This window comes from Alcanivorax hongdengensis A-11-3 (genome assembly GCF_000300995.1).
Taxonomy (GTDB): Bacteria; Pseudomonadota; Gammaproteobacteria; order Pseudomonadales; family Alcanivoracaceae; genus Alcanivorax; species Alcanivorax hongdengensis.
In genome coordinates, this window is record NZ_AMRJ01000018.1 from 37,396 (window position 1) to 60,219 (window position 22,824).

General features: G+C 59.6%; 27 protein-coding genes. 6 read left to right on the forward strand and 21 right to left on the reverse strand.

What is annotated here, in order from left to right:
- The first annotated feature begins 3 nt into the window (after positions 1-3).
- From trhA to A11A3_RS11635, 4 genes are all read left to right on the forward strand, one after another.
- Entirely contained in the window at positions 4-678 is a 675-nt protein-coding gene (gene trhA / locus A11A3_RS11620) for a PAQR family membrane homeostasis protein TrhA (RefSeq protein WP_008929497.1), read from the forward strand.
- Between the two features lie 85 nt (positions 679-763).
- On the forward strand, positions 764-1,075 hold the full coding sequence (locus A11A3_RS11625; RefSeq protein WP_008929498.1) for an ArsR/SmtB family transcription factor: 312 nt from the start codon (positions 764-766) through the stop codon (positions 1,073-1,075).
- A 1-nt stretch (position 1,076) separates the two neighbouring features.
- A complete protein-coding gene (locus A11A3_RS11630) occupies positions 1,077-1,517 on the forward strand; it encodes a YeeE/YedE family protein (RefSeq protein WP_008929499.1) in 441 nt (146 codons plus the stop codon).
- Entirely contained in the window at positions 1,514-1,939 is a 426-nt protein-coding gene (locus A11A3_RS11635) for a DUF6691 family protein (RefSeq protein ID WP_008929500.1), read from the forward strand. The genes A11A3_RS11630 and A11A3_RS11635 overlap by 4 nt, the downstream gene beginning before the upstream one ends.
- 335 nt (positions 1,940-2,274) lie before the next feature.
- Here A11A3_RS11635 and A11A3_RS11640 read toward each other — a convergent pair whose 3' ends face one another.
- The 18 genes from A11A3_RS11640 to A11A3_RS11720 form a co-directional block, all read right to left on the reverse strand.
- Complete coding sequence (locus A11A3_RS11640) at positions 2,275-2,751, reverse strand: glutathione peroxidase (RefSeq protein WP_008929502.1); 477 nt, start codon at positions 2,749-2,751, stop codon at positions 2,275-2,277.
- A gap of 42 nt (positions 2,752-2,793) precedes the next feature.
- Positions 2,794-3,807: a hypothetical protein gene (locus tag A11A3_RS11645; RefSeq protein WP_157375635.1), complete on the reverse strand. Its 1,014-nt coding sequence runs from the start codon at positions 3,805-3,807 to the stop codon at positions 2,794-2,796.
- 136 nt (positions 3,808-3,943) lie between these two features.
- Positions 3,944-4,948 (reverse strand): OmpA family protein, encoded by a 1,005-nt coding sequence (locus tag A11A3_RS11650; protein ID WP_008929504.1) that lies wholly within the window; start codon positions 4,946-4,948, stop codon positions 3,944-3,946.
- Between the two features lie 3 nt (positions 4,949-4,951).
- Complete coding sequence (locus A11A3_RS11655) at positions 4,952-5,746, reverse strand: hypothetical protein (protein ID WP_008929505.1); 795 nt, start codon at positions 5,744-5,746, stop codon at positions 4,952-4,954.
- Complete coding sequence (locus A11A3_RS17265) at positions 5,746-6,201, reverse strand: tetratricopeptide repeat protein (RefSeq protein ID WP_083851752.1); 456 nt, start codon at positions 6,199-6,201, stop codon at positions 5,746-5,748. The genes A11A3_RS11655 and A11A3_RS17265 overlap by 1 nt, the downstream gene beginning before the upstream one ends.
- Entirely contained in the window at positions 6,143-6,505 is a 363-nt protein-coding gene (locus tag A11A3_RS11665; protein WP_162136917.1) for a DUF192 domain-containing protein, read from the reverse strand. Before A11A3_RS11665 ends, A11A3_RS17265 begins: the two co-directional genes overlap by 59 nt.
- 8 nt (positions 6,506-6,513) lie before the next feature.
- Positions 6,514-7,401 carry a type II secretion system F family protein gene (locus A11A3_RS11670; RefSeq protein ID WP_157375639.1) on the reverse strand — a complete coding sequence of 296 codons (888 nt, stop codon included), beginning with the start codon at positions 7,399-7,401 and terminating at the stop codon, positions 6,514-6,516.
- A complete protein-coding gene (locus A11A3_RS11675) occupies positions 7,394-8,248 on the reverse strand; it encodes a type II secretion system F family protein (protein ID WP_008929509.1) in 855 nt (284 codons plus the stop codon). Before A11A3_RS11675 ends, A11A3_RS11670 begins: the two co-directional genes overlap by 8 nt.
- Entirely contained in the window at positions 8,238-9,941 is a 1,704-nt protein-coding gene (locus A11A3_RS11680) for a TadA family conjugal transfer-associated ATPase (RefSeq protein WP_008929510.1), read from the reverse strand. Before A11A3_RS11680 ends, A11A3_RS11675 begins: the two co-directional genes overlap by 11 nt.
- Positions 9,942-11,252, reverse strand: a complete 1,311-nt coding sequence (locus A11A3_RS11685) for a type II and III secretion system protein family protein (RefSeq protein ID WP_008929511.1) — start codon at positions 11,250-11,252, stop codon at positions 9,942-9,944.
- Positions 11,242-12,135 (reverse strand): Flp pilus assembly protein CpaB, encoded by an 894-nt coding sequence (gene cpaB / locus A11A3_RS11690; RefSeq protein ID WP_008929512.1) that lies wholly within the window; start codon positions 12,133-12,135, stop codon positions 11,242-11,244. Before cpaB ends, A11A3_RS11685 begins: the two co-directional genes overlap by 11 nt.
- A 15-nt stretch (positions 12,136-12,150) precedes the next feature.
- The gene (locus A11A3_RS17760; RefSeq protein ID WP_157375641.1) at positions 12,151-12,324 is read right to left on the reverse strand and encodes a hypothetical protein; all 174 of its coding nucleotides are present in this window, start codon (positions 12,322-12,324) and stop codon (positions 12,151-12,153) included.
- The gene (locus A11A3_RS11695; RefSeq protein WP_008929513.1) at positions 12,321-12,986 is read right to left on the reverse strand and encodes a hypothetical protein; all 666 of its coding nucleotides are present in this window, start codon (positions 12,984-12,986) and stop codon (positions 12,321-12,323) included. Before A11A3_RS11695 ends, A11A3_RS17760 begins: the two co-directional genes overlap by 4 nt.
- Before the next feature lie 8 nt (positions 12,987-12,994).
- Positions 12,995-13,798 (reverse strand): hypothetical protein, encoded by an 804-nt coding sequence (locus A11A3_RS11700; protein WP_008929514.1) that lies wholly within the window; start codon positions 13,796-13,798, stop codon positions 12,995-12,997.
- Positions 13,795-15,189 (reverse strand): pilus assembly protein TadG-related protein, encoded by a 1,395-nt coding sequence (locus tag A11A3_RS11705; RefSeq protein ID WP_008929515.1) that lies wholly within the window; start codon positions 15,187-15,189, stop codon positions 13,795-13,797. The genes A11A3_RS11700 and A11A3_RS11705 overlap by 4 nt, the downstream gene beginning before the upstream one ends.
- A gap of 59 nt (positions 15,190-15,248) precedes the next feature.
- Entirely contained in the window at positions 15,249-15,509 is a 261-nt protein-coding gene (locus A11A3_RS18075) for a Flp family type IVb pilin (protein WP_008929516.1), read from the reverse strand.
- Between the two features lie 78 nt (positions 15,510-15,587).
- Positions 15,588-16,523 carry a hypothetical protein gene (locus A11A3_RS11715; RefSeq protein ID WP_008929517.1) on the reverse strand — a complete coding sequence of 312 codons (936 nt, stop codon included), beginning with the start codon at positions 16,521-16,523 and terminating at the stop codon, positions 15,588-15,590.
- A 221-nt stretch (positions 16,524-16,744) separates the two neighbouring features.
- Positions 16,745-17,074 carry a hypothetical protein gene (locus A11A3_RS11720; RefSeq protein WP_008929518.1) on the reverse strand — a complete coding sequence of 110 codons (330 nt, stop codon included), beginning with the start codon at positions 17,072-17,074 and terminating at the stop codon, positions 16,745-16,747.
- Positions 17,075-17,268: 194 nt separating this feature from the next.
- Between A11A3_RS11720 and A11A3_RS11725 the strand changes: the two genes are divergently transcribed.
- Positions 17,269-17,694: a DUF3617 domain-containing protein gene (locus A11A3_RS11725; protein ID WP_008929519.1), complete on the forward strand. Its 426-nt coding sequence runs from the start codon at positions 17,269-17,271 to the stop codon at positions 17,692-17,694.
- 9 nt (positions 17,695-17,703) lie between these two features.
- Here the strand turns inward: A11A3_RS11725 and A11A3_RS11730 are convergent, their stop codons facing one another.
- Complete coding sequence (locus A11A3_RS11730) at positions 17,704-18,378, reverse strand: type 1 glutamine amidotransferase domain-containing protein (RefSeq protein WP_008929520.1); 675 nt, start codon at positions 18,376-18,378, stop codon at positions 17,704-17,706.
- Positions 18,379-18,557: 179 nt separating this feature from the next.
- Between A11A3_RS11730 and A11A3_RS11735 the strand changes: the two genes are divergently transcribed.
- Positions 18,558-19,910: a deoxyguanosinetriphosphate triphosphohydrolase gene (locus tag A11A3_RS11735; protein WP_008929521.1), complete on the forward strand. Its 1,353-nt coding sequence runs from the start codon at positions 18,558-18,560 to the stop codon at positions 19,908-19,910.
- A 63-nt stretch (positions 19,911-19,973) separates the two neighbouring features.
- Here A11A3_RS11735 and A11A3_RS11740 read toward each other — a convergent pair whose 3' ends face one another.
- Positions 19,974-20,663, reverse strand: coding sequence for a hypothetical protein (locus tag A11A3_RS11740; RefSeq protein WP_008929522.1), 690 nt, complete (start codon positions 20,661-20,663; stop codon positions 19,974-19,976).
- 39 nt (positions 20,664-20,702) lie between these two features.
- Entirely contained in the window at positions 20,703-22,739 is a 2,037-nt protein-coding gene (locus A11A3_RS17270) for a thrombospondin type 3 repeat-containing protein (protein WP_008929523.1), read from the reverse strand.
- Positions 22,740-22,824 lie beyond the last annotated feature (85 nt).

The window sequence follows — 22,824 nt, forward strand, 5'->3', positions numbered from 1 at the left end:
GCGATGTCCACTGTCAATACGCCCCCGCAACCCTATTCCGTGCTTGAGGAAGTGCTCAACGGCCTCACCCACGGCATCGGCGCCGCCCTCAGTATCGCCGGCACCGTGGTGCTGGTGGTGGCAGCCAGCCTGCAGGGCGACCCCTGGAAGATTGTCAGCGTCAGCATCTTCGGCGCGTCCCTGATCCTGCTCTACAGCGCCAGCACCCTTTACCACAGTCTGCGCAACCCGAAACTGCGCGCCGCCTTCAAGATGCTCGATCACTGTGCCATCTACGCCTTGATCGCCGGCACCTATACGCCCTTCCTGCTGGTCAACCTGCGCGGCGGCACCGGCTGGATTCTGTTCGCGGTGATCTGGGCCCTGGCGCTCACCGGCATCGGCCTCAAGGCCCTTTACGGCCACCGCTTCAAGGCCCTGCGGGTGATCATTTACCTGGCCATGGGCTGGCTGATTCTGGTGGCCTCCGGCGATCTCACCACCAAGCTCAATGACGTGGGCTTCTGGCTGGTACTGGCCGGCGGCATTACCTACACCGTAGGCGTGATCTTTTACCTGGCCGACCGCATCATCCCCTTCAACCATGCCATCTGGCACCTGTTCGTGGTGGGCGGCAGCGTCTGCCACTTCTACGCGGTCTACTACGGCGTTCTGCCCTTTACCCCCGCCGCGGGCTAACCCGGCCCATTGACCCACCACCGCTTGCGCGGTGGTCGTTTATCATTCATTATATATTTTAGTATATTATATATTGATGGATGCCATGGAACTCGACGATCTGCAGTTATTGCACCAGAACGCGGATGCCGCCAGCCAACTGCTCAAGGCGCTGTCCAACCCGGTCCGCCTGCTACTGCTGTGCCAGCTCACCGAGGGCGAACGCAGCGTCGGCGAACTGGAAGACAGAACCGGCATACGCCAGCCATCCCTGTCCCAGCAGCTGGGGGTGTTGCGCCGCGAAGGGCTGATCGCCCCGCGCCGCGACGGCAAGCAGGTGTATTACCGGGTGGCCGACCACCGGGCCATGGCCATCCTGACCACGCTTTACACCCTGTTCTGTGACGAGGAGTCCTGACATGACACTGGACTGGAATGCCTTTACCCCCTGGAGCGCCCTGGCCGGCGGCGCACTGATCGGCCTGGCCGCAGCACTGTTCATCCATGCCAATGGCCGTATTGCCGGCATCAGCGGCATCGTCGGCGGCCTGCTGCGCCCGGCACCGGGCGACCGTCACTGGCGGCTCGCGTTTGTACTGGGCATGGTGCTCGCACCGCTGGCCTGGGCGGCAGTGACCGCCCTGCCACCGCTGGTGATTGATGCTGACTGGCCAACGCTGGTGGTGGCCGGCCTGCTGGTCGGCATCAGCACCCGTTATGGCGCCGGCTGCACCAGTGGCCATGGTGTCTGCGGTATTTCCCGGCTGTCGCCGCGCTCCATCACCGCCACCCTGGCCTTCATGGCCAGCGGTTTCATCACCGTGTTTGTGATCCGTCATCTGCTGGGAGGTGCCCTGTGAACCGCGCAACCCTGACCGCCTTTGTCACCGGCCTGATCTTCGGCGTCGGCCTGTTGCTGGCCGGCATGGCCAACCCGGCCAAGGTCCTGGCCTTTCTTGATCTGGCCGGCGCCTGGGACCCGTCGCTGGCACTGGTGATGGTGGGCGCCATTGCCGTGGCCAGTGTCGGCTTTGCGCTGGCGCGCAACAAACAGACCGCCTGGTGGGGCGACAGCATCCAGATCCCCGGCAAGCGCAAACTCGACCGGCGCCTGGTACTCGGCTCGCTGGGTTTTGGCGTCGGCTGGGGACTGGCCGGTTTCTGCCCCGGCCCGGCACTGGTGGCCCTGGGCACCGGCAGCCTCAAGGCGGTGATTTTCGTGGCCGCCATGCTGGCCGGCATGGCGCTCTTTGAAGGGATTGAACGCCAAAGACAGGGCTGACAAGAACATCAGGACATTATGTCCTAGGACCATGTGTCCAATGTTGATGGCGGCTAGCCTGACCTAGACTGGGACCAGGATGCCAAGCTGTATTTTCAGCAGGGGCGCCTCAAGTGACAGCACCTGGCAATCAACGGGAAAGGGTCGAAATAATGGATTGGGTCCCGATCGTCTTCGTTACGTTCAAGGTTCTCGTGTTCGGCACGGGCATGTTCTTCGCCATCAAATGGCATTACGACCAGGGCAAGAAAGAGAAAAACGAATAGGGGCCGGCCGCCCTTTCGACAGGCTGTCTTTCAACAGCCTGTCAGGCAGAGAGGGACGTCATCGGCGTCTTACAGCAACGCCTTGATGTCCTTCTCCAGGGACTCGGGCTTGTCGGTGGGTGCGTAACGCTTGAGCACCTTGCCATCGCGATTGATCAGGAACTTGGTGAAGTTCCACTTGATCGACTTGCTGCCCAGCACCCCGGTGGCTTCCTGCTTGAGGTACTGATAGAGCGGATGGGTGCCATCACCATTCACGTCGATCTTGTCGAACATGGTGAAGCTGACGCCATAGTTCTTTTCACAGAAGGCGCCAATTTCCTCCGCTCCACCCGGCTCCTGCTTGCCGAACTGGTTGCAGGGAAAGCCGAGGATCTCCAGCCCCTGATCCTTGTAGGTGTCGTAAAGGGCTTCCAGGCCCTTGTACTGGGGCGTAAAGCCACACTTGCTGGCGGTGTTGACGATCAGCAATACCTTGCCGCGGAAATCGGCGAGACTTTTTTCCTCGCCGCCCAGTGTGTGGGCCTGAAAGTCGTAGATGCTCATTGGGGCGCCTCCCTCTGAATGAAGCCAGAACGGCACCCCGGATCAGCGCCGTGCCGAATAACAGCGCGCGAGTAGAGCGTCGTTCAGTGCTTGATAAGTGAATGATTCGGCCACCCCTTGGTTCAGGGTAACCGTCACAGAACCGTCGACACCATCATAAACTACTTGGGCGGTATTGCCTGCTTCGTCTTCCATGGTCAGGGCACCGGACACAATTGACTGGGTATCGCCAAACAGCAGGAACTCTGCGTTCTCACCTCGGGCCAGGTCCACGGTCAAACCATCGGTGCTCACCCGATAACGACCTGCCGGGCACGCGCCGTCAATGGACTGGCCGTCACCATCCAGAAAACGCAAGCCGAACACGCCACTGTAGCGCTCTTCCCGGTACTCGGAGGCGGGGCGATCAGTAATCGCCTGGAAGCTCATCTCGAAACGGTCATCAGCGCCGGTACCGGTCTGCAGATCATAACCGATGCCATCGTTACCACCGCTACGGATACGGCTCACCTGATACAACCGGGTGGCACCGCCGCCGTCGCCCAGTAGGCTATCCTGGCCAACGCCGCGCCGGAGCTCCACATGACCATCCCAGTACCGGGACCATTCCAGGCCGGAGCCGCTCTCGGTACGCAGAGTCACGCTGAACGGCTCCTCCAGACTGACCCCGGAGAGTTCATAGGCCGCAAACACATCGGCCTTGACCGGATCGGCATTCACCGGGTAACCGATGCGACGCTCGCCTTCGGTGTTCGTCTCCGCAAAACCGGAGGGGCTCGTCAGGTCACCTTCCTGACAATTCCGGTCGTCGGTGGTAACCACGTCGAAAAGACCCCCGTTGTAAGGTGAATGCAGATCTTCGTCCCTGCGACCGAGAAAAACCACCTGACCACCGTCGGAGCAGGCCTGGGTGCTCAACACCCGGCTGTCTTCTGCATTACCCAAGGCGCCAAACAGCGACAACCCGGCAGCGCTCATACCCACGGTGCTGCCATAGACAGAGCCTGGCGCCAGCAGCGCCACCGTTTCCGCGCTGTCAAAGGTGGCGACAGGCACCTCAGACAGAGACCGCGGCAGGGTATCTTGACCGCCTGCGCCGTCGCCGGGGTTGGAACCGCCACCCCCACTACCTCCGCAGGCAGCAAGCAAGCCAGTCAGAGCCAGCGTAATACCGGTCCAAGCCGCTGCACGGTCAAACGGGATCCGTTTCATCGTCTTGATCTCCTTGGGATAAGTTGTTGCCTTCGTCGGTGCTGGCCGGCTCGGCCCCGGACGGTGCCGGAGCGGCATCCGCTTGGGTATCGAGGGCCTCTTTCTCTGCCTCGTGAATCTCCAGGACAAGATCCACCCGGCGCCAGCGCCGGCCCTTCTCGCCCGGTGGCGGCACCTGTACCTGGCCACCATGGTTGGCGACCCACCCGGCACCACCATGTTCGGACAACCAGGCGGCGACTCGGTCGGCGCGTTCCTGAGCCAGGTCCTGATTGCTTTCACGGACCTCGTCGCCAGTACCGTCCGCGTAACCGATGACACCGGCGCGCAGATCATCCTGCTCGCGCAGGGCTGTGGCTACCCGGTCCACGCGGAGCAAATCGGCAAGGGTCAGCCGACTGTCGTTGAGGCCGAAAAACAATTGCTGCTCGCCGGGTTCAGCGGCCAGGGAGTGCACCCCAGTCAGGTGCGCGTTCTCCATGCTCACCGCCACGCTGCGTGGCAAGTCGTCGACTTCATTGACATACACCGACACGTAATCACCACGATCGGCACGCTTGCCTTTATGAGCGAGCAAGTAATGCTGGGTATCGTTTTGACCAATCACTCCCTTGCCCATCATCAACCGCCAGCCGGCAGCGTCGCCGCAGTTGGCGCGGTGACACTCGAAGGTGATCCGGTAGCCGGCGCCGGTGAGTCGGGCGCGGTAATGGTCGATGATGCTCAGGTCGCTGTCCGCAGGGGGATGATCAAGCACCGAACGACGCATTCTCCCGACCACCTGGACCTCGCCTCCGGAGGCATAGCCCTGGCGCTTCTCGCTATCGAGATAACGCAACGGCGCGCTTTGCAACACGGTGTCCGCCCGGGACTGATAGGTCTGCTCCATGACCGTTTCATGGTTGAACAGCGCCGCTGGCTGCAAGGCGTTCGCGGAACCGGCCAGGGCCATCAGCGCCAACGCCGAGGGGATTCGCTTGATCATGCTTTACCTCAGATTCTTGCAGTTGGTATTTCGTAGCAGGTTGCCTTCGCAACGCACTGGCGTTTGCATACGCACCACGGCGTGACTGGATAGCGGGAAGTAGTAGCCACCCTCGGCGGCGCGCATCAGGCTGCAGCGGCGCCAGTCGGCGGAGTTGATCAGGCCGCTCAGATTCACCGCTTCCCACACCAGCTTGTTGATCCCCGGCACTTTCATCTCCTGGCACCAGACCGTGCGCACCTTGAGCAGGTTGGCATCCTGCACATTGATCTTGCGTCCATTGACATCCACCTGGATGGCCGGACGCTGGGACAGGTTGTCGTTGGGAATCTCGTAGTAACGGGCGTCGGCGTCCACTTCCCGGTAATCGCCACCATTGGGACAGCCGCGTCGGCGGCAGTCGCCGGTAAGCCGCCAGGCCGACCGGGAGAATTTCCGGAAGTCGGCAGCCGTGGGGGAAATCACTTCCACCTTGGCGATAGGGTGAGCATCGACACCGTAAATACGGCTTAGCGCTTCGCGCCGGGCAGTGTAGGATGCCAGATTCGGCGATTCTCCCGGAGGCACCGCATACAAGGTAGGCAGCATGCCGCGTACCAGCTCCTGCTTCATGTCGCGGGTAAAAGCGTGATGCAAAGCCCCGGCGCGGGCGGCACGGAAGGAGGCATCGTTGAGCGTCGCCTTGGCCCGGTACATCAGCCCAAGCTGCAGAATCGCCAGCAACAAGGGCACCCCCCAAGCGAAGGTAATGAGCATCTCCGCCAGGGCCTGGCCCCGTTGCGCGCGCCGGCCCATCATCACCGACCCTCCGCCTGACCGGCGGTGAGCGCGTCCACCAACCTCTCACGCAGGGCACCGAGCCGGCGCTGATCCGCGGGCTGATCGGAGAAGCGCTGCTCCGCGTCCGCCAGAGTGCGCAGGGACTGCCGGGTGCGCACCAGAGCCAGGTTGTACCAGGCCCTGGCCTGGTCGGGGTCCAGCTCCAGGCAGCGCTCGTACATCGTGATAGCGGCGTCCAGCTGGTTGCTGCGCGCATAGATGTTGCCAAGACGGAACCAGCCCTGGTAGAGCGCCGGGTTATCGTTGACCAGCTCCCGGTAGTAGGCCTCCGCCTCCACGAACAGACCATCCGTGTAGGCCTGCTCAGCGCGGTGCAGCTTATCGGTGTTGTTCTCGCCGTCGGCGTTCGGCGCGCTAGAGGCGCAGGCGCTGAGCAGCGCGGTCAGCATTAGAGTCGGCCACAATCTGTACATGACTGTTCTCCTTGATTCCCAGGTCGGCGGCGGTGCCGACGGCGAGCTCCAGCACCGAACGGGCACGCCAGACGGTGGCGGTACGCCAAGGCTTAAGCCCGGCATGCACGCGCAACACCCGACCGTGCGCGTCGAGAAAAACGGCATCGATGGCGAAGCGCATGAAAAACATATGGATGGAACGGCAGTGCGGAATCCACAGAGCCTGATCCGGCGCCAGCCGGGCGCGACCGATAAGACCCACCAGGCGACGCCGGTAATGACGGGCAGCTTCCGCGCATATCAGCGTGGGGCGATCGTCCACGCGCACTCTCATCGGAACACCTCCCACAGCTTCATGGCGATGGGAAAACCGATCATCAGAAAGGTGGTGGGAAAGATGAACGCCACCAGCGGCAGGATCAGTTTTACTGGCGCCTGCATGGCCAGTTTTTCGGCGAGCTGGAAACGTTCCGTACGGCGCTGGTCCGCCTGACCCTTGAGTACGTCGCCGACACTGGCACCGGTGCGCTCCGCCTGAACCACGGCATTGACGAAGGTCTGCACCGCATCCACCTCGACCCGTTCAGCCATTAGCCGCAGGGCGTCGAAGCGGCCCATGCCGGCGCGAATATCACGCATGACCTTGTTCAGCTCTGCCTTCATGGGGCCGGTCGGGCCCTTCTCCACGGAGTGGCGGATTGCACCGGTGAAATTGGCGCCGGCCTGAATGCTCATGGCCAGGTAATCCAGAAACACCGGCAGTTGGCGTAGGATTTCCACGCGCCGCTTCTTGCGTCGTTCCCTAACGTTCAGATAGGGAAGCGCGAAGCCCAGCAAACCCGCCAGACAAACCCAGAGCGGATCGCTGATGTCGAGCATCAGCAGGCACAACCAGGTATCGAACATGAAAACCAGACTAGCGACGATCTGCACCCCGAGGAACTGCTGAGCGTTCAGCATGAAGCCCTGGCCGGACTGCGCCAGCAAACGGTTGCAGCGCGCGATCTGTTCCACTCGCATCAGGCTACCCAGATAATGGGCGAAGAATTCCACCAGCGGCCACACCAAACGCAACGACAAAGGCAACGGGTCCATGAATTCGCGGCCATCGCGTTCCACCTCGCTGTGTGCCCGCCTGATCGCCAGAAAGCAGAGGAGGAAGGCCACCGGCAGGAGGCCCACGGCGACCATGGCGTAAAGCGCTCCAGACTCAAACATCGATGGACACTATCTTCTTGATGAACCAGAACCCGAGCAGCTCAAGCACCACGACCACCGCGCATACTGCCCAGCCGGCCATGGTGGTAAACAGCTTGTCCATGGCCTCCGGTTCGATTTGCGCGATGGCGAACCCCACCGCCAGCGGCAGCAGCGCCATCACATAGCCCTGTGCCTTGCCCATGGCGGTGAGAGCCTTGATCTTGCCTTCGATTTCCAGCTTCCGGCGCAGCGTCTCGGCCAGACGGGCCAGTACGTCCGCCAGACTGCCACCCACCTCCCTGGCGATTTTCATGCCGGCGGTGAGCATGCGCAGGTCCTCACCGGGCATGCGTTCGAGCATGTTGTCCAGGGCTTCATTGAAATCGACCCCCATTTTCAGCTCCCTCAACAGCAGGCCGAATTCCTGGCGAATCGGCCCGGAGGACTCCTTGACCATCAACTCCAAAGCGGATTGCAAGTTAGAGCCGGCGCGCAGCATCGAGGCCACCGCAGCCATGCTGTCGGGCAAGGTATAGCTGAAGCTGCGTTCGCGACGGGCGCGCAGCACGGAATACACCATGCGCGGGCAGGCGGCGAGAACCGCCGCCACCAGCACACTGACCAGTAGGTTGCCGGACACCGCCCAGATCAGGAACGCAGACACCACCAAAATGCCCAGGTTGAATAGGAACAGCTTATGAGGATCAATGAAGATAAAAAGGTCCTTGAGATTGGCCTCGGCATTTTCCCGGAAACGCTCCTGATAACGCACCGCCGCCTGCGTGAACAGGCGGTAGCCCATCAGCGCGAACAGGAAAACGCTGGCGGCCAGCAGTAGTGCAAACAGAAGGATGCTAAAAGCCATGCGCCTCTGCCTGGTTATGGAACAGGTTCATATCCACGTCGATGTGGCGCTCGCGCAGCTCCTCGACGAAATCCGGGATCGCGCCGGTGGCGGTGAAGTCACCGCGCACCCGGCCTTCCTGGTCGTAGCCCTTCTGCTGGAAGCGGTAGATCTCGGAAAGCTGGATTACACCGCCCTCCAGCCCGGTAACCTCGGCGATGCTGGTGACCTTGCGACTGCCACAGGCGAAACGGGTCTGCTGGACAATAATGTCCACCGCCGAGGCGATCTGTTCACGGATGGCGTGTACCGGCAAGTCCATGCCGGACATCAGCACCAGCACTTCCAGGCGCGAAATGCAGTCGCGCGGCGAATTGGAGTGAATGGTGGTCAGCGAGCCATCGTGGCCGGTGTTCATGGCCTGAAGCATGTCCAGTGCCTCGCCGCCACGGCACTCGCCCACCACGATGCGGTCCGGGCGCATCCGCAAGCAGTTCCTCACCAGATCACGAATATTGATGGCGCCCCGCCCTTCCTGATTGGCGGGGCGCGCCTCCAGGGAGACCAGGTTAGGTTGATAGAGCTTCAGTTCCGCAGCGTCTTCCACGGTGATGATGCGCTCGCTGTCGGGAATGAAGTTGGACAACACGTTGAGCAAGGTAGTCTTGCCCGAGCCGGTCCCTCCGGAGATCACCACGTTCTTGCGATTTCGTACCGCCAGCTCCAGGAAATCGACCATCTCGGCGCTCAGGGAACCGAACTGACGCATATGTTGCGCCGTGAGACGTTCCTTCATGAACTTCCGGATGGTGATATTCGGGCCCTTGAGCGCCAGCGGTGGAATCACCGCGTTGACCCGGGACCCGTCCTTCAATCGCGCATCCACCATCGGCGAGCTTTCGTCGATGCGCCGGCCCAGCGGCGAAACGATCCGCTCGATAGCGGAGATGACGGAGGTGTCATCGGTGAAGGTCACGCGGGACTGATTAAGCCGACCGTTGCGTTCGTAATAGATTTCATCTCGGGCGTTGACCATAATTTCGGAGATACTTTCATCGGCAAGCAGTGGTTCCAGCGGCCCTAACCCCACGGCCTCGGCGAGCACTTGTCTGGCCAGTTCTTCCTGATCGATTTCCGCGTCGATATCGTTCTGGTCACGGATGATCTTGTCGATGGCACCGGCGGTGAAGTTGCGCAATTCCTGGTCACTCATATCCGCCACGTTGACGCGGCGCAGATCCATGTAGTCCACCAGGGATCGGCGGATGCGTTCACGCCAATATGTCACTCGGGCCTCGTACTCCCGGGAACGCGGTGTCTCATCCGGCTCGTAACGCTGCGAGATATTGTCAGCGCACACCGATTCCAGCGCCGCCGGGGTATCTCCGACCGCCGGCTTGCGCAGCTCGGAAGGCGTATTGAGCAGTCGGCAGTGAAGCCGGTAATCGCTGATCTCGACCACATCCTCTTCGGCCAGAGGACCGTACTCTTGCACCTTACGGCCGTTAACACCGGTGCCGGTGCGATGGCCCTGATCGACGACGTAAAGGCCGTTCTCGCGACACTGCAGTCGTGCGTGCACATCAGCCACCTTCCAGCCGGCCATAGCCACCAGGCTTTCCTTGGTCTTGCCGAGCAAGCACTCCGCTTGTTCGCAGGTGTAACTGCCCACTAAAGTGCCCTTCTTGGTTTTGACCAGAACGCTGAACATCATTTACTCCATCAACAGAGAGTCGATTTCCATATCCTTGCGAATCGACTCCACTTCACCGCGCACCCGCTTTACCAGTTCCTGGTTGCTTTCTTCCTGGGCATCAACGATGCGGGGGGTCACCATTATCAACACCTCGCTTTCATCGATCCGGTCCTCGGTGGAACTGAACAGCTTGCCAAGGATGGGGATGTCACCGAGGAAGGGCACCTTCTGGGTTTGCTTGGCCAGGTTGCCGGACACCAGACCGGAAATAACGATGGTGTCCTGATCCTTCACATTGATGGTCGTCAGGGCACGGCGCACCAGTACGCCCGGTACACCATTCACCTGGGTAGACAGATCAATGTTACTGACCTCCGCTTCCACCGAGGCTTTGATATCATCGCCAGATACCACCGGCAGGATATTCAGGATGATGCCGTACTCACGGAAGGTCACATCGATAAAACCGTCCTGGTTGATCACCGGGATGGGATAATCACCGCCGGAGCGAAATTCAGCCTCCTCGCCGCTGCGCGCTACCAACTGCGGTGCCGATAGAATGCGTGCATCACCTACCTCCGCCAACGCTTCGATGGTAGAGCCGATACCGGTGGTGATGCCGAAGTACTGCAGGGTGTCGTAACTGTCGAAGTTGTAGTTGGCGTTCTCCAGCGCTTCGGAAATCTGACTGGGCAACTCGTTCTCGGCATTGCTGTAGACACCGAAGATCGGGTTGGTCGTGGCGGCGGAGTGCACGCCATAGGCCGGACCACCGATTTGATCATCCCAGCGGATACCCAGGCGCTGCAGATCCTGGCGACCAATCTCCACGATTTTCACATCCATGCGCACCATCTCGGAAACTTCGAAGCCGTCGCCGCGCACGATGTTGATAGAGTTTGGCATCTCGTCAGTGATTTCCTTGATGATATCGATGAACTGCGGCTCCACTCGCCCCTTGAACACCACGTACCTTCCCACCTGTTCCACCTCCAGGCCCTGGAACAGGTGGGCGAGTTTCCTGGAGACACTGAGCTGACGATCCACCGGCAAGCTGGAGACCGTGACCTCCAGGATGTCCTTGCGGCCGCCACGCTTCCAGACCGATACGTTGGACACGCCTTCGGCAACGCCGATCAGGAGCAGGGAGCCATCGTCAAGCACTTTGTAATTGAGCACGCCGGGGTTACCCACCGCCACGCGGGTAATGGTCCCCATGGAAAAGGTGCGAGCTTCGCCGGCGTACAGGTCCATATAACTAGGGCCGGCAACTGCCGGCGACGCCCACAGGCTGGCAATCAGCAGTGCCAGTACGATGCTAGTTCTCATTGCTATCACTCACCGTCTCCGTATCCCATGCGCCTTCCGCCAGCTGATAGACCCGACCCTGGCCGGCGGACTGTCTGTTCCAGTATCGGCGCTCCTGGTCGCCGGCACGGTAGGTGTTGGCATTCAGCTGCCCGTTGTTGGCCTTACCACCAGCCAGCACCTCAATGCCGTAACGACCTTGATCCTGACCATAGTTGGCTGCCTTCTCGTCCTCCGGATGCCGCAACAGAAAACTCAGTTCACCGGCGGCGCGAGCGCGCAGCATTTTCGCCACGTCCTCAACCGGCACCCCCACGGTGATCGACGAATAAGGCTGGCCGTCATCGCCGACTCCCATGTCCGCCATGGTGCGCGGCCCGGTGGCCAGCACCGTGACGTTGTCGAGCAGCTCCTCCATGTAGAAAACATCGCCTTCTTCCACCACGCTGAGCAGGTCGATGTGGTCACCGGCCTGCAGCAGGTTTTCCGATGAAGCCACCGGGCTGGCGTCGACGGTAATAGCGCGCTCGCCGGGGCGCAGCAGTTCCGAGAAGGAGCCCACGCCCTGCATGCCGGCAATGAACGCGGAGATCAGCGCAGTGCCTTCCTTCATCGGAATTTTCAGACGCAGCCCGGAAACGCTGTCGTACTGACTGACGCTGATAGCGCCAGACGGCACGAACTCGCGTGGAATCTCACGGATCGCCATGGTGTTACCGTCCACAGGATCGCCGGGGTACAAATCCCTGGACGCCACCACGATCTCTACCGGCGCCTTTTGGCGGGCCAATTCACTACGGATCGAGGCTTCACGGTTCTCCAGATAGGTGAGACCCAACCAGCCGGCGAGAACCGCCAGACCGATGGCCACCACCAGCATGATGATTGCGGTGTATTTCTTCATTCGTTCACAAACCTGTTAGCCAGGGACCGACATGGCCCAGATGTACGACTCTTGATTGGCCTGGAAAGCCTGCATCAGCAGTCCGATGGCACTGTCGCCACCGAACACCGGCGCGAACAACGCGCCCACCACGAATACCGCACCCACCACGTACTCCACATAGGCCTGGCCATGCTGACGTTTTTTCATCGATGTACCTCCACGGTCATGATGTTGACGTCCCGTCCCTGGCGCTTGATCACGATATCCATTTCACGGTCTTCCTTGACGAGGCTGATGCGCGCGCCACGGCGCGACTGATCCAGGTTCTTGTGCACCGCCGTCCAGTGATGGCTACGGTAGTGATTCAGATAGTAGTTGTAGTTGCTGCCCACCGAGTGCTGGTTCCGCAGGATCACGGTGCGTGATGGCCGCCCGGCATCCTCGGCGGTAATGTCGTTGATCACTTCACTGCGGGGCAGCGCCGGCACCCCTTCCCCAGGCGGGGCCGAAGTGCGCAGATCGGCGATCCTGCTCACCCCGACCTGCGCATAGGTGGTACCACCCAGATCGGTAATCTGCACCGTGGTGTAATAGTCACCCTGCAGGCTGCTCAGCACCCACCATTTTCCCTGGCTTGCTTGCTTGTGATCACGCCCTCTAGCATCCCAGGCGTCGGCGTAAAAATGCTTCAGCGTTTCCAGGTCGTGCGGATAGTTAAAAGTGAAGATGCGCATCGCCACGCCATTGAACACCATCTGGTCAGCCACCCATTCCCGCTTCACGCCGTCCGGGACCGGCACATCGGGCCAGTCGGAGGCGGCGGCCGGGCCGGTGAGCAACAGCGTCATCACGAACAGAAAACCTTTCATGGTGGCTCCTAACAGGCATCCGGGGCGTCAGTGTTGCCGCGTTCGTAGGGCGCGAGGCGCTGACAGGGGGCAACGCTCACGTCCACCTTGCCCAGTTCAAAGTTTCTGGGATCGAGATCGTCAAAAACAAAACCGACGATACTCTGCATGGTGCGGATCACGTCGTTGTCGAGCAGGGAGGTGGGCACCGTACGGCGAATGTTTTCCGTAGCTATGTCCGGCGCCGCCGCGCTCCAGGCGTCATCGAGCAGCACATAACGGGTCTTCAGGGTGAAGGATTCCACCGGCAGGTATTCAGCGCTCGGCTTGGTCAACGCCACCTCCACCGAGGCTTTCTGGTAGCCGTCGTCGCGCAACTTAAGCACATCCGCCGCACGATTGTTGAGTCTCGCCAGCACACCGCCATAGGCAAGGTGGCTGGTATTTACCTGCACTCCGGAATTGCTTTCAGCAAGATCGGCAAGCATGACTTCCCGCCCGCGCCGCTCGGCATAGGTGGTGTAGGCCATGGCATCGAGACCCTGGTTTTCCTGGCGGGTTTTGTCATGCCGGGAATCGACCAACCCTTCGGCACGGCCGAACACCCGGTTGCGCACCTCCCAGCCCAGCTCCAGGTCCCCCTTTGCGTGCCCCTCACCACCGTCCCAGACGGTTTTTTCCCAAGCGGAATAGCGCGAGGCCTCATCGGCACGGAACTTCATGTCACCGGTTTTTGCGAGAAAACTCAGACCGATAAAGGCCGGTATCAGGATGAACATGGAAGCGACCAGGAACCCGACCATGGACTGGCCCGTTTGACGCGCCGCCCTCATAGCCCCAGCTCTCCCAGTGCCAACATTCTTTCCGCGGTCGACAGTGCCGCCAGCGACGGCTGCCAGTACGGGTTGTACAGGCTTCCGTATTCACGGCGGCCATCACTGCGCGGAAACAGATCGTTGGGGTAATGGAATTCCACGCGGGCCTTGGAGATCGAGGCCATGCGGCCATTTAGGAAGTCCTCCTCGCCGCCGAACTTCATGCGATCCTGGGCGCCACTCACATCGGAAGCGGTCTTCACGCCTTCATCGCCGCCAGGTTTGGTGAGGGTGATGATGATGCCGGGGCCCTCGTTGAGCACGCCGTCCTTCTTCAGCGCGCTGAAGCGGCGCATACCGTTGTAATCATGCTGCACCCGTGAGCGGCGATACTCCCAGGCGGCGATACGCGAGGCCCGGCTGTTGTCATTCCAATAGCCTTTGCCGCCATGAATATCACGGAATTTATAGAGTTGGCCGGTGTTGGACGGCGCACTCTGCGATCCCGCCCAGCCCACAGGAATCTCCTCGTGCTCCTTGCCCCATAGCGTCAACGCCCAGGTGTGCACAGACAGCGTGTCCACGGCAGACCAGGTGTAATAGGGGCCACGCTTATCCCGGCTACGCGCCAGTTCGGTGCCACCGCGTTTGCGAATCTCCACACCGAACAGTCCGAAGAAGTTCACCACATCTAGGTTACTGTTGCGGCGGGTGGTGAAGTTGTCGCGGCTGTCGAGCAGGATATTGCGGAATTCGTCGCTGCGTGCCCGGGAGTCCGGGTCCGCGCGCCGGCGACCGTTCCGATAGGCCCGGTCCGGGTTATAGCGCCCTACCAGGTTGGCGTGGGCGTGAGCGAACGAGGCCAGCGACGAGATGGTGTAGGCGGTGTCCACTTGGGGATCGTTATCTCTAACCACCTCTTCGAACACCTGCTTGGCCATGGCCAATGTCTGCACATGGTAGAAATCCTGTAGTCCTGAGATCAGCCCGATGAAGGAATCCAGCCCGGCCACAGAGAAACGCATGGCCCGCTCGATGGCACTGGCGCTACGATCAAGGATCCTTTCCACGGCGGTCATGGCTTGCCCCAGGTAGGGAATCCATTTGGTCACCAGCGAGATATTACGCGTGGTGTTATGCAGCCAGCGCGTCCAGCTAACCAGAGTCACGCTTTGTGCCACCGCCACGTGATTGGCGATCATGGCGCGGTTGCCATAGGCTTGGATATTGAGATTACGAGCTTCTACCGCCGCCACACTGTAGGCTGCCGCGTCTGCAGTGGATTGAAGACGGGTTTTTTCGTTACTTACATTATAGGCGTCGTAGACGAAGTAGACTGCGGCAGTCACCGCGAACAACATCACGAGCACATAGACAGTCATCTGTCCACGCTGATGAAGGCGCTTCATGATTCCCCCAGCGACAATGAAAAGAGCGCACCCGAGACCGGGTACGCTAGCGGTTCCCCTTACTTACGGTTACCGTCGCCGTAGTTGCTCAGGTCTTTCTCTGCGCCAGCCTGGGAGGCAGCATTGCCGGCGGCTTGCTGAGCGTTACTGACTTGCTGGCTGCTGTCCTGACCGGACATTTCCTGGGCCAGACCAGCAGTCTGGTTACGCAGAGTATCGCCGAAAAGACGATAAACACCGATGGCAGCGACTGCGATCAATGCTACGATAATGATGTATTCGGTCATGCCCTGTCCGAGTTGGCGGTTGCGAATTTTCATAATCCCCTCTCTATATCGTATTGTTGCTAATTACCGGCTAAGCGGCAGTGGAAACGGAATCAAAGCGCCACTGTGGCCTTATTCACTTGCAAGGCGAAGGTAAGCGATTTGTAAATTTTTCATGCCTTCACGAATTGCAGCTTCTCCCTCTGGATACGCCCCGTGAAACCAGTCCAAACGGATATCCGCTGCATCGATATACCAACGCGCATGAGCCCTTGCGGCGGCCTGTAAGTACGCTGGAAGTTCCTGTTTATAGTATTGTCCCCTGGCACCCGCCGGTCGCTGCCCGGCGACCAGTGGTGCGAGCTCTGGCACTTTTTCTTCGGCATCCTTTATCATCAATGCGGCGACATTGAGAAGATGCTGATTGCGATCGGGATGACCTTTGGAGAGCCCGTTGGCACCAGAAGCTCCCTGATAATTACCACGCTGATCAATGTAGCGCTGATTAGCGTCATGGAGCATACGCTTACGGGCTTTGGCCATGGCCAGATTGAGGTCATGCAGGACTAAACGGTTTTCTACGTGAAGGTAGGCGTGCTCCAGGTCGCGGCCATGATCACCGCAATCTTTTTCCAGGAAAAAACGGTTCTTTTCAGCGTCATAGATAACGCTGGTTCTATTTGGCAATTCCGCGACGCCAGTGGCATTGTCAAGCCAACCAGATTCTTTGGTTAGACGAGCTACCCAGCGATATTTAAGGAGACCGTCATTGGTGGTCTTTATATCGCTGTTATCGCTATTCCAGAAGGGAGACAGCTCAAGGTGGTCGATTGCGGCATAACTGGAGTCGCCGTCACCACCACGAATCAGAAGATAATAGGTACCGCCCTGACCACGCGGGGTGAAATCCACCGCTGCAGCACCTAAGCCGTTACACCGCCGCTCAACGTGATAGGTTCCTGTAAGCTGCCCGGTTGGCTTGCTATCCAACGAAGCCTGTACGTCGACCCCATTGTCGCAACCTGCTATCACATAAAGAGCGAAGCAGAACATCCATGTTCTATACATCGCAAGATCCCTCTATTTGTGCGGGGACCTTAAATAAACATCGCAGCCGTTTCCATTAAAGAGCGATGGCAAACTCTATTTTTTTAAACAGTTCACAAATTCAGACATATAAGCAAGAACCAATCCGCATCTCTGTGCGCCATTATCGACTTACAAGGAAGACAGATATCGTCTTGACTTCATTACATAAGTTAAGAATACATCCGCTCATGCGAATCTCATTAGAGCTCGCCGCATTGCGCCTTGTATTGCTCTTTATAAGCAGCCTCTGCATGATCGAACGCTTCCATGTCAATATTTTGTAATGGCGACTCGTCATCAGCGCCCTCCACCACCGCCACCATGCCACTTAGCGATGCCTTAAATTCAGGAAACTTATCCCCCATAGCGCTCACCCTCGCAACACGATTATCTATATCTCCCATGCCGGCAAGGGCCAGCTGCAGATCAGACACCGCCTTGGCAACATCAATGCAATCGTCGCTTTCATCAGCCATTACACTGGCTGAGCCATATAAAATAATCACCATTGCTATTACGATTTTCTTCACGATTTTCCTCCCTGAAATACACGTAAATTTTCATCATCAAACCCTAGCATTTATGAATATATTTCCTGGCATTATAGATACTCAAAATGTGACAACCAGCACACAACATACTGCCATGCTGTACAGTCCATGGCTCATGCCCTCAAAACCCGGTTACACTCCGTCTCCGTTCACCATTGACAAGGATGCCAATTATGAAAAAGAACCATTTATTCCTAACGGCCGCTCTTTTCTTCCTGGCTGCGCCAGGCTTGGCCGCCGATCTCAAACCGGGCCAGTGGGAAGTTAAACAACGGATGACCGGCGATCAGGCTCCGCCAGGCATGAACAAGGAAAAGACCAAGACTCGCTGTATTACCGCAGAGGAAGCGAAGGACACAGAAGAAGCGTTGCGCCAAAAGTGGATGGGCAGCGGCTGTGACAACCCGGAAATGGACTGGGACGGGGACACCCTAAAATGGCAAACCCAGTGCCAAAGCGGTAAGCGCACTCTAAGCTCCAGCGGCACCATGAACGTGGAGGACGAAGAACACTACAGCACGGAAATCACTACCGGCACGGAACGGGGGAAACTTACGATCAAGGCAGAGGCCCGCTGGATAGGCCCCTGCAACTCCTGACCGACACCACTATTTAATGTGGAGGGCCTCCAACACTGCTTCGGCAGTGAGCTGACTGGAGGGCGGATTTTGGCCAGTGACCAGACGCCCGTCGGTCACTGTCTGAACCTCGAACTTGGCTTTGTTGTGTAACTCTGCACCGAGCTCGGCGAGCCTTGTTTCCAACAGGAAGGGCATGACTTCATCAAGGCCCACTTCCCGTTCTTCCTCGTTGGTGAAACAGGCGACCTTGCGATTCTGTACCAGCGGCACACCATTTTCGTCCCGTACACCCACAAGTGCTGCGGGACCATGGCACACGGCGCTAATCACACCGCCCCGTGCCCAGGTGCGCTCCAGCACGCCGGCTACCAGCGGATTGTCGGGCATGTCGAACATGGTGCCATGACCGCCGGGCACGAATACGGCGCGGTAGTCCTGCTCCCAGACACGCTCCAGCGGTACGGTATCCTGCAGGGCGGCGATGGCGTCCTGCCACTGGGCCTTCTGTTCGTCGGTGGGGATGGAATTGGGGTCCACCGGAATCTTGCCGCCACGGGGACTGGCGATCACCAGTTCGATACCGGCCTTGCGAAAGGCCAGGTAGGGAACCGCGAATTCTTCCAGCCACAGGCCGGTCTGTTGCCCTTGTCCCATCTGCGATGCACTGGTTACCAGCATGAGCAGGGGTGCCTTGTCAGCCATGATGCCTCCTCTGTGATCGGGTTAACGGCGGCCCTTGTGAGAAAGCGGGCGCGCCCGGACAATAGATACAGCATGCCGGAAAGGGCGTCGCAGTACTGTGATGACGCACCGGCATACCCTCTGTTCAGGGTGTGGCCCCGAGCGGGCAACCACAACCCTTGTGACCATGGTTATTTCCTATGGACTGGCAGCAACTATTGAGCAAGGCCCGGCTGGGCGGTCGCAGCGCCAAGGATGAAAGCGGGCGCACCGCCTTTCTGCGCGATCACGACAAGATTATCTTTTCCGGTGCCTTTCGCCGTCTGGCCCGCAAGACCCAGGTTCACCCGCTGGCCACCAATGACCATGTGCACAACCGTCTGACCCATTCCCTGGAAGTGTCCTGCGTGGGCCGCACCCTGGGCATTCGCGCCGGCGAGCGCCTGCAACAGCGCCACCTGCTGCCGGACTCGGTCAGCGCCACGGACTTCGGTGACATCGTGCAATCGGCCTGCCTGGCCCATGACATCGGCAACCCGCCTTTCGGCCACACCGGCGAGCGGGCCATCCGTGCCTGGTTCCAGGAACGCGGCCAGCGTTTTCTGGATATGCTGCCTGCCCATCAGCAAAGCGACCTGAGCTTTTTCGAAGGCAACGCCCAGGGCTTTCGCATTCTCACCAAGAGCGAATATCACCAGTACGACGACGGCATGCGCCTGACCTATGCCACCCTGGCCACCTTCCTCAAGTATCCATGGCTATCCGCCGATGCCGGTACCGCCAGCAGCAAACCGGGCAAGTACAGTGCTTTCGTCTCCGAGGCCGGGGCCTTTCAGGAAGTGGCCGCCGCCACCGGCCTGCGGGAAATCGCCAGCGGCCGTTTCTGTCGCCACCCGCTGGCTTACCTGATGGAGGCCGCCGATGACTTCTGCTACGCCATCATTGACCTGGAAGACGGTCTGGAAATGGATCTGTTGCACTGGGACGAGGTTTACGCCCTGCTACAGCCGGCGCTGCCGGACACCCGGGAAGTCAGCGAGCTGATCCATTCGGACCTGCGTGACGGGCGCAAGGCGGCGCTGCTGCGCGGCAAGATCATCGAGCGCTTTATCGAAGCCGGGGTGGAAGCCTTTGTGGCCAATCATGAGCGTCTGCTGCAGGGGCGCATGGAAGGCGATCTGATCAGCCACTGCGAACCGGCGGTACGCGATGTGGTGGAAAACGCCAAACAACTGGCGCGCTCGAAAGTGTTTGAACATCCGCGCAAGATCGAGCTGGAGATCGGCGCCTTCGAGGTCATGGGCGCCCTGCTCGACGGCCTGATCGATGCCGCCGTCAGCCACGCCTGCAACAATGCCCGCAACTACCGTTACGAGCGCATTATCGACCTGATCGGCCGACACAGCTTCCCGGATAACCTGTCACAACTGTCGGAGCAGGAGCGCATTTACCAGTGCATCATGCGGGCACTGGATTTTCTTGCCGGCATGACCGACAACTATGCCACCTACCTGGCCAAGCAGTTTTCCGGCATGGCGGAAACGCGCTATTGATGGCGAAATGAAAAGGGCGCCATCCGGCGCCCCTCTCAATCACTGCAAAAAGCGACGTTATGGCTACTGTGCATTCGGCAAGCGCACACCAATGGCCAGTGAATTATCAAAGTCATCATTGTCACCATCGACACTGAAGCCGCTGCCGGTCTTTATTATCAATACCTCACCATTCAGAGTCACCAGAACGTCCGTGGAAGAATCATCCGCAGGGAAGGTAATCGACAGGGTCGTCCCGTTCAGGGACCAGCTACCACCACTGGCGGTTTCCGGGCTCCCCTCAATATCATCAACACGGTGCTCACAGAAATAATCACCGGAGGTCTGTTGTACGCACTCACCTTTATCCGGGTCGATTTCCCGGGAATTTTCCTGCATGACTTCGGTCACGGTGTGGTCACTGTTTAGCGTTATGGTGCTGCTGCCACCATACTGCTGAATATAGAGCCCATACTGGGGGCTCTGCTGACCAGACTTGTAGTTACCCGTATCGCTGCCCATATAGGTCACATGGAAAGAGGCGCCACTGAGTTTGTCTTCCAGTGAGGCGGACGTACCGGAAGCACTCTCCAGCGCATCCAGCCGCTGGCTGTTGTCGTTGATGGCGGAGATCAGTGCCTGGAAGTTGCTGTCCACACCCGCAGCGGTGGCCGGCTGGCCGGATTGCGGTGCGGTATAACCCGTCACTTCAGCGGCCATGGCATTGGCGCTCAGCACAGCAGCGGTGAGGCCTGTCAGAATGATTTTTTTCATGTCTCTTACCCTCTATCGATTTGCTTTTAACCAACGGCCTCACTGCCAGTTGGCTTGATCCCAGTTAAATTGGTCCCAGACGGCCTGCACGCTGACACCGGTACAGGCGGGCACACTGTTATCCGGATTACACGGATCGCTGGCATCCGGGTCGGCGATGTTGTCACCAAAACCATCACCGTCCGCGTCTTTGCTCTCGGTGGCATCGTTCGGGAAGGCATCCGCGTTATCACCGACCCCATCGTTGTCGCTATCCATGGTTTCGGAGGGGTCGTTGGGAAACGCGTCTGCGTTATCACCTACGCCATCGGCATCCGAATCCGCGCTTTCCGACGGGTCATTGGGGAAGACGTCGCTGTTATCACCGACCCCATCGTCATCGCTGTCGACACTTTCATTGGGGTCCTGCGGGAAGGCATCACTGTTATCCCCGACCCCGTCGGCATCCGAGTCCTGGCTTTCGCCCGGGTTGTTCGGGAAGGCATCGCTGTTGTCGCCGACGCCGTCATTGTCGCTATCGGCGCTTTCATTGGGATCAGTGGGGAAGGCATCACCGTTGTCACCGACGCCATCCTCATCACTGTCAGCGCTTTCATCCGGGTTATTGGGGAAAACATCGCTGTTATCGCCGACGCCATCGTTATCGCTGTCGATGGTTTCGTTCGGGTCGTTGGGGAAGGCGTCCGCGTTATCGCCCACACCGTCTTCGTCGCTATCCGCGCTTTCCGCCGGATCGTTCGGGAAGACGTCACCGTTATCGCCGACACCGTCACCATCGCTGTCGGTGGTTTCGTTGGCATCATTGGGGAAAGCGTCGGCATTGTCGCCGACACCATCATTATCACTGTCGGCGCTTTCCTGCGGGTCGAACGGGAAGGCATCCTGAGTGTCGGGAACGTTGTCGTTATCATCATCGGTATCGGCGTTGTCGCCGATGCCATCGGCATCCGCGTCGGCGGACTCGCTGGCATCCACCGGGAAGGCATCGTCGCCGTTGGCCACCTCATCGCCATCGATATCCGGATCTTCGTCATCGGCAATGCCATCACCATCGATATCACTGATGGTTTTGGCCGCGGCCGGGGTGGTGGTCTGCTGGGCCACAGCGGTGGTATCGGTCTGCACACCGGTATCACCGGTTTCATCCGCCAGCACCTGGCCGACACTGTCGACACGGATGCGGGTACCGGGAATCATCAGACTGCCCGGGGACACTTCCACCGACTGGCTCAGATTGGCCACATTATCGAAATCATCGAGGGTCTGATCACCGGCCTTGCCATCCACCTTGCCGTCGCTCAAATCATCGGCCAGGGCGGCAAAGATGGTGTCGGTGTCGGTGCTGCCAGCAGCCACGCCATTGGCTTCATCCGCCAGGGACTGGGCAATGGCCGCCACCCCTTCCACCGCCGTGCGGTAGTCCAGCACCTGCTGCTGGGCATTGCTATCACCGGTATCAGCGGTAATCAGTGGCGGCGTGGTCAGCAGATCCACGTTGTCCAGCAGGCCAAAGCCGAAGGTGTTCTTGACCTTGGCCTGGGCCACGGTCAGCGCGGTCTGCCATTCCGCCGCACTGACGTTGTCATCGCCATTGCCGGCAAAGCCGCCGGTGCTGGAATCCGCGTTGGCCAGCGCCATTTTCACCACCATGGTGCTCAATGGCGTGGGGTACAGCTGACCGCCCCCGGCCAAGACTGATGCATCGGCCACGGAGACCAGGCGGCGGATCACCGGCGCGGCGCCGGAGGTCAGGTCCGTGGTGCCACTGTTGGCCTGCACCTCGATCAACAGCGGGCCTTGCGTGCCCGCCGGAATCACCACCCCGTTGAAGGCGGCGGTGCTGTCAGTGGTGCCCTGCGCAATTTCAGCGCCTTTGCCATCACTGGCATTGGCATCCAGTTGATAAACCGTCACGTCGGCGTTGGCCAGCGGCCCTTTCACCGCCGTGCCGGACAGGGCCGTTCCGGTTTTGGTGGTCGGGCCGCTGTCACCGCCGCCGCTACTGCTGCCGCTGTCGCCGCAGGCGGCGAGAGTGACAGCCAGCGCCAGGCCAGCCAGCCTGAATGTTACCTTCATGCGATTTCTCCAATCACCCCGGTTGCTAGATCTTCAACATAGCCACAGGGATAACCGGGCACATCACCCATATAGGGTATGCACA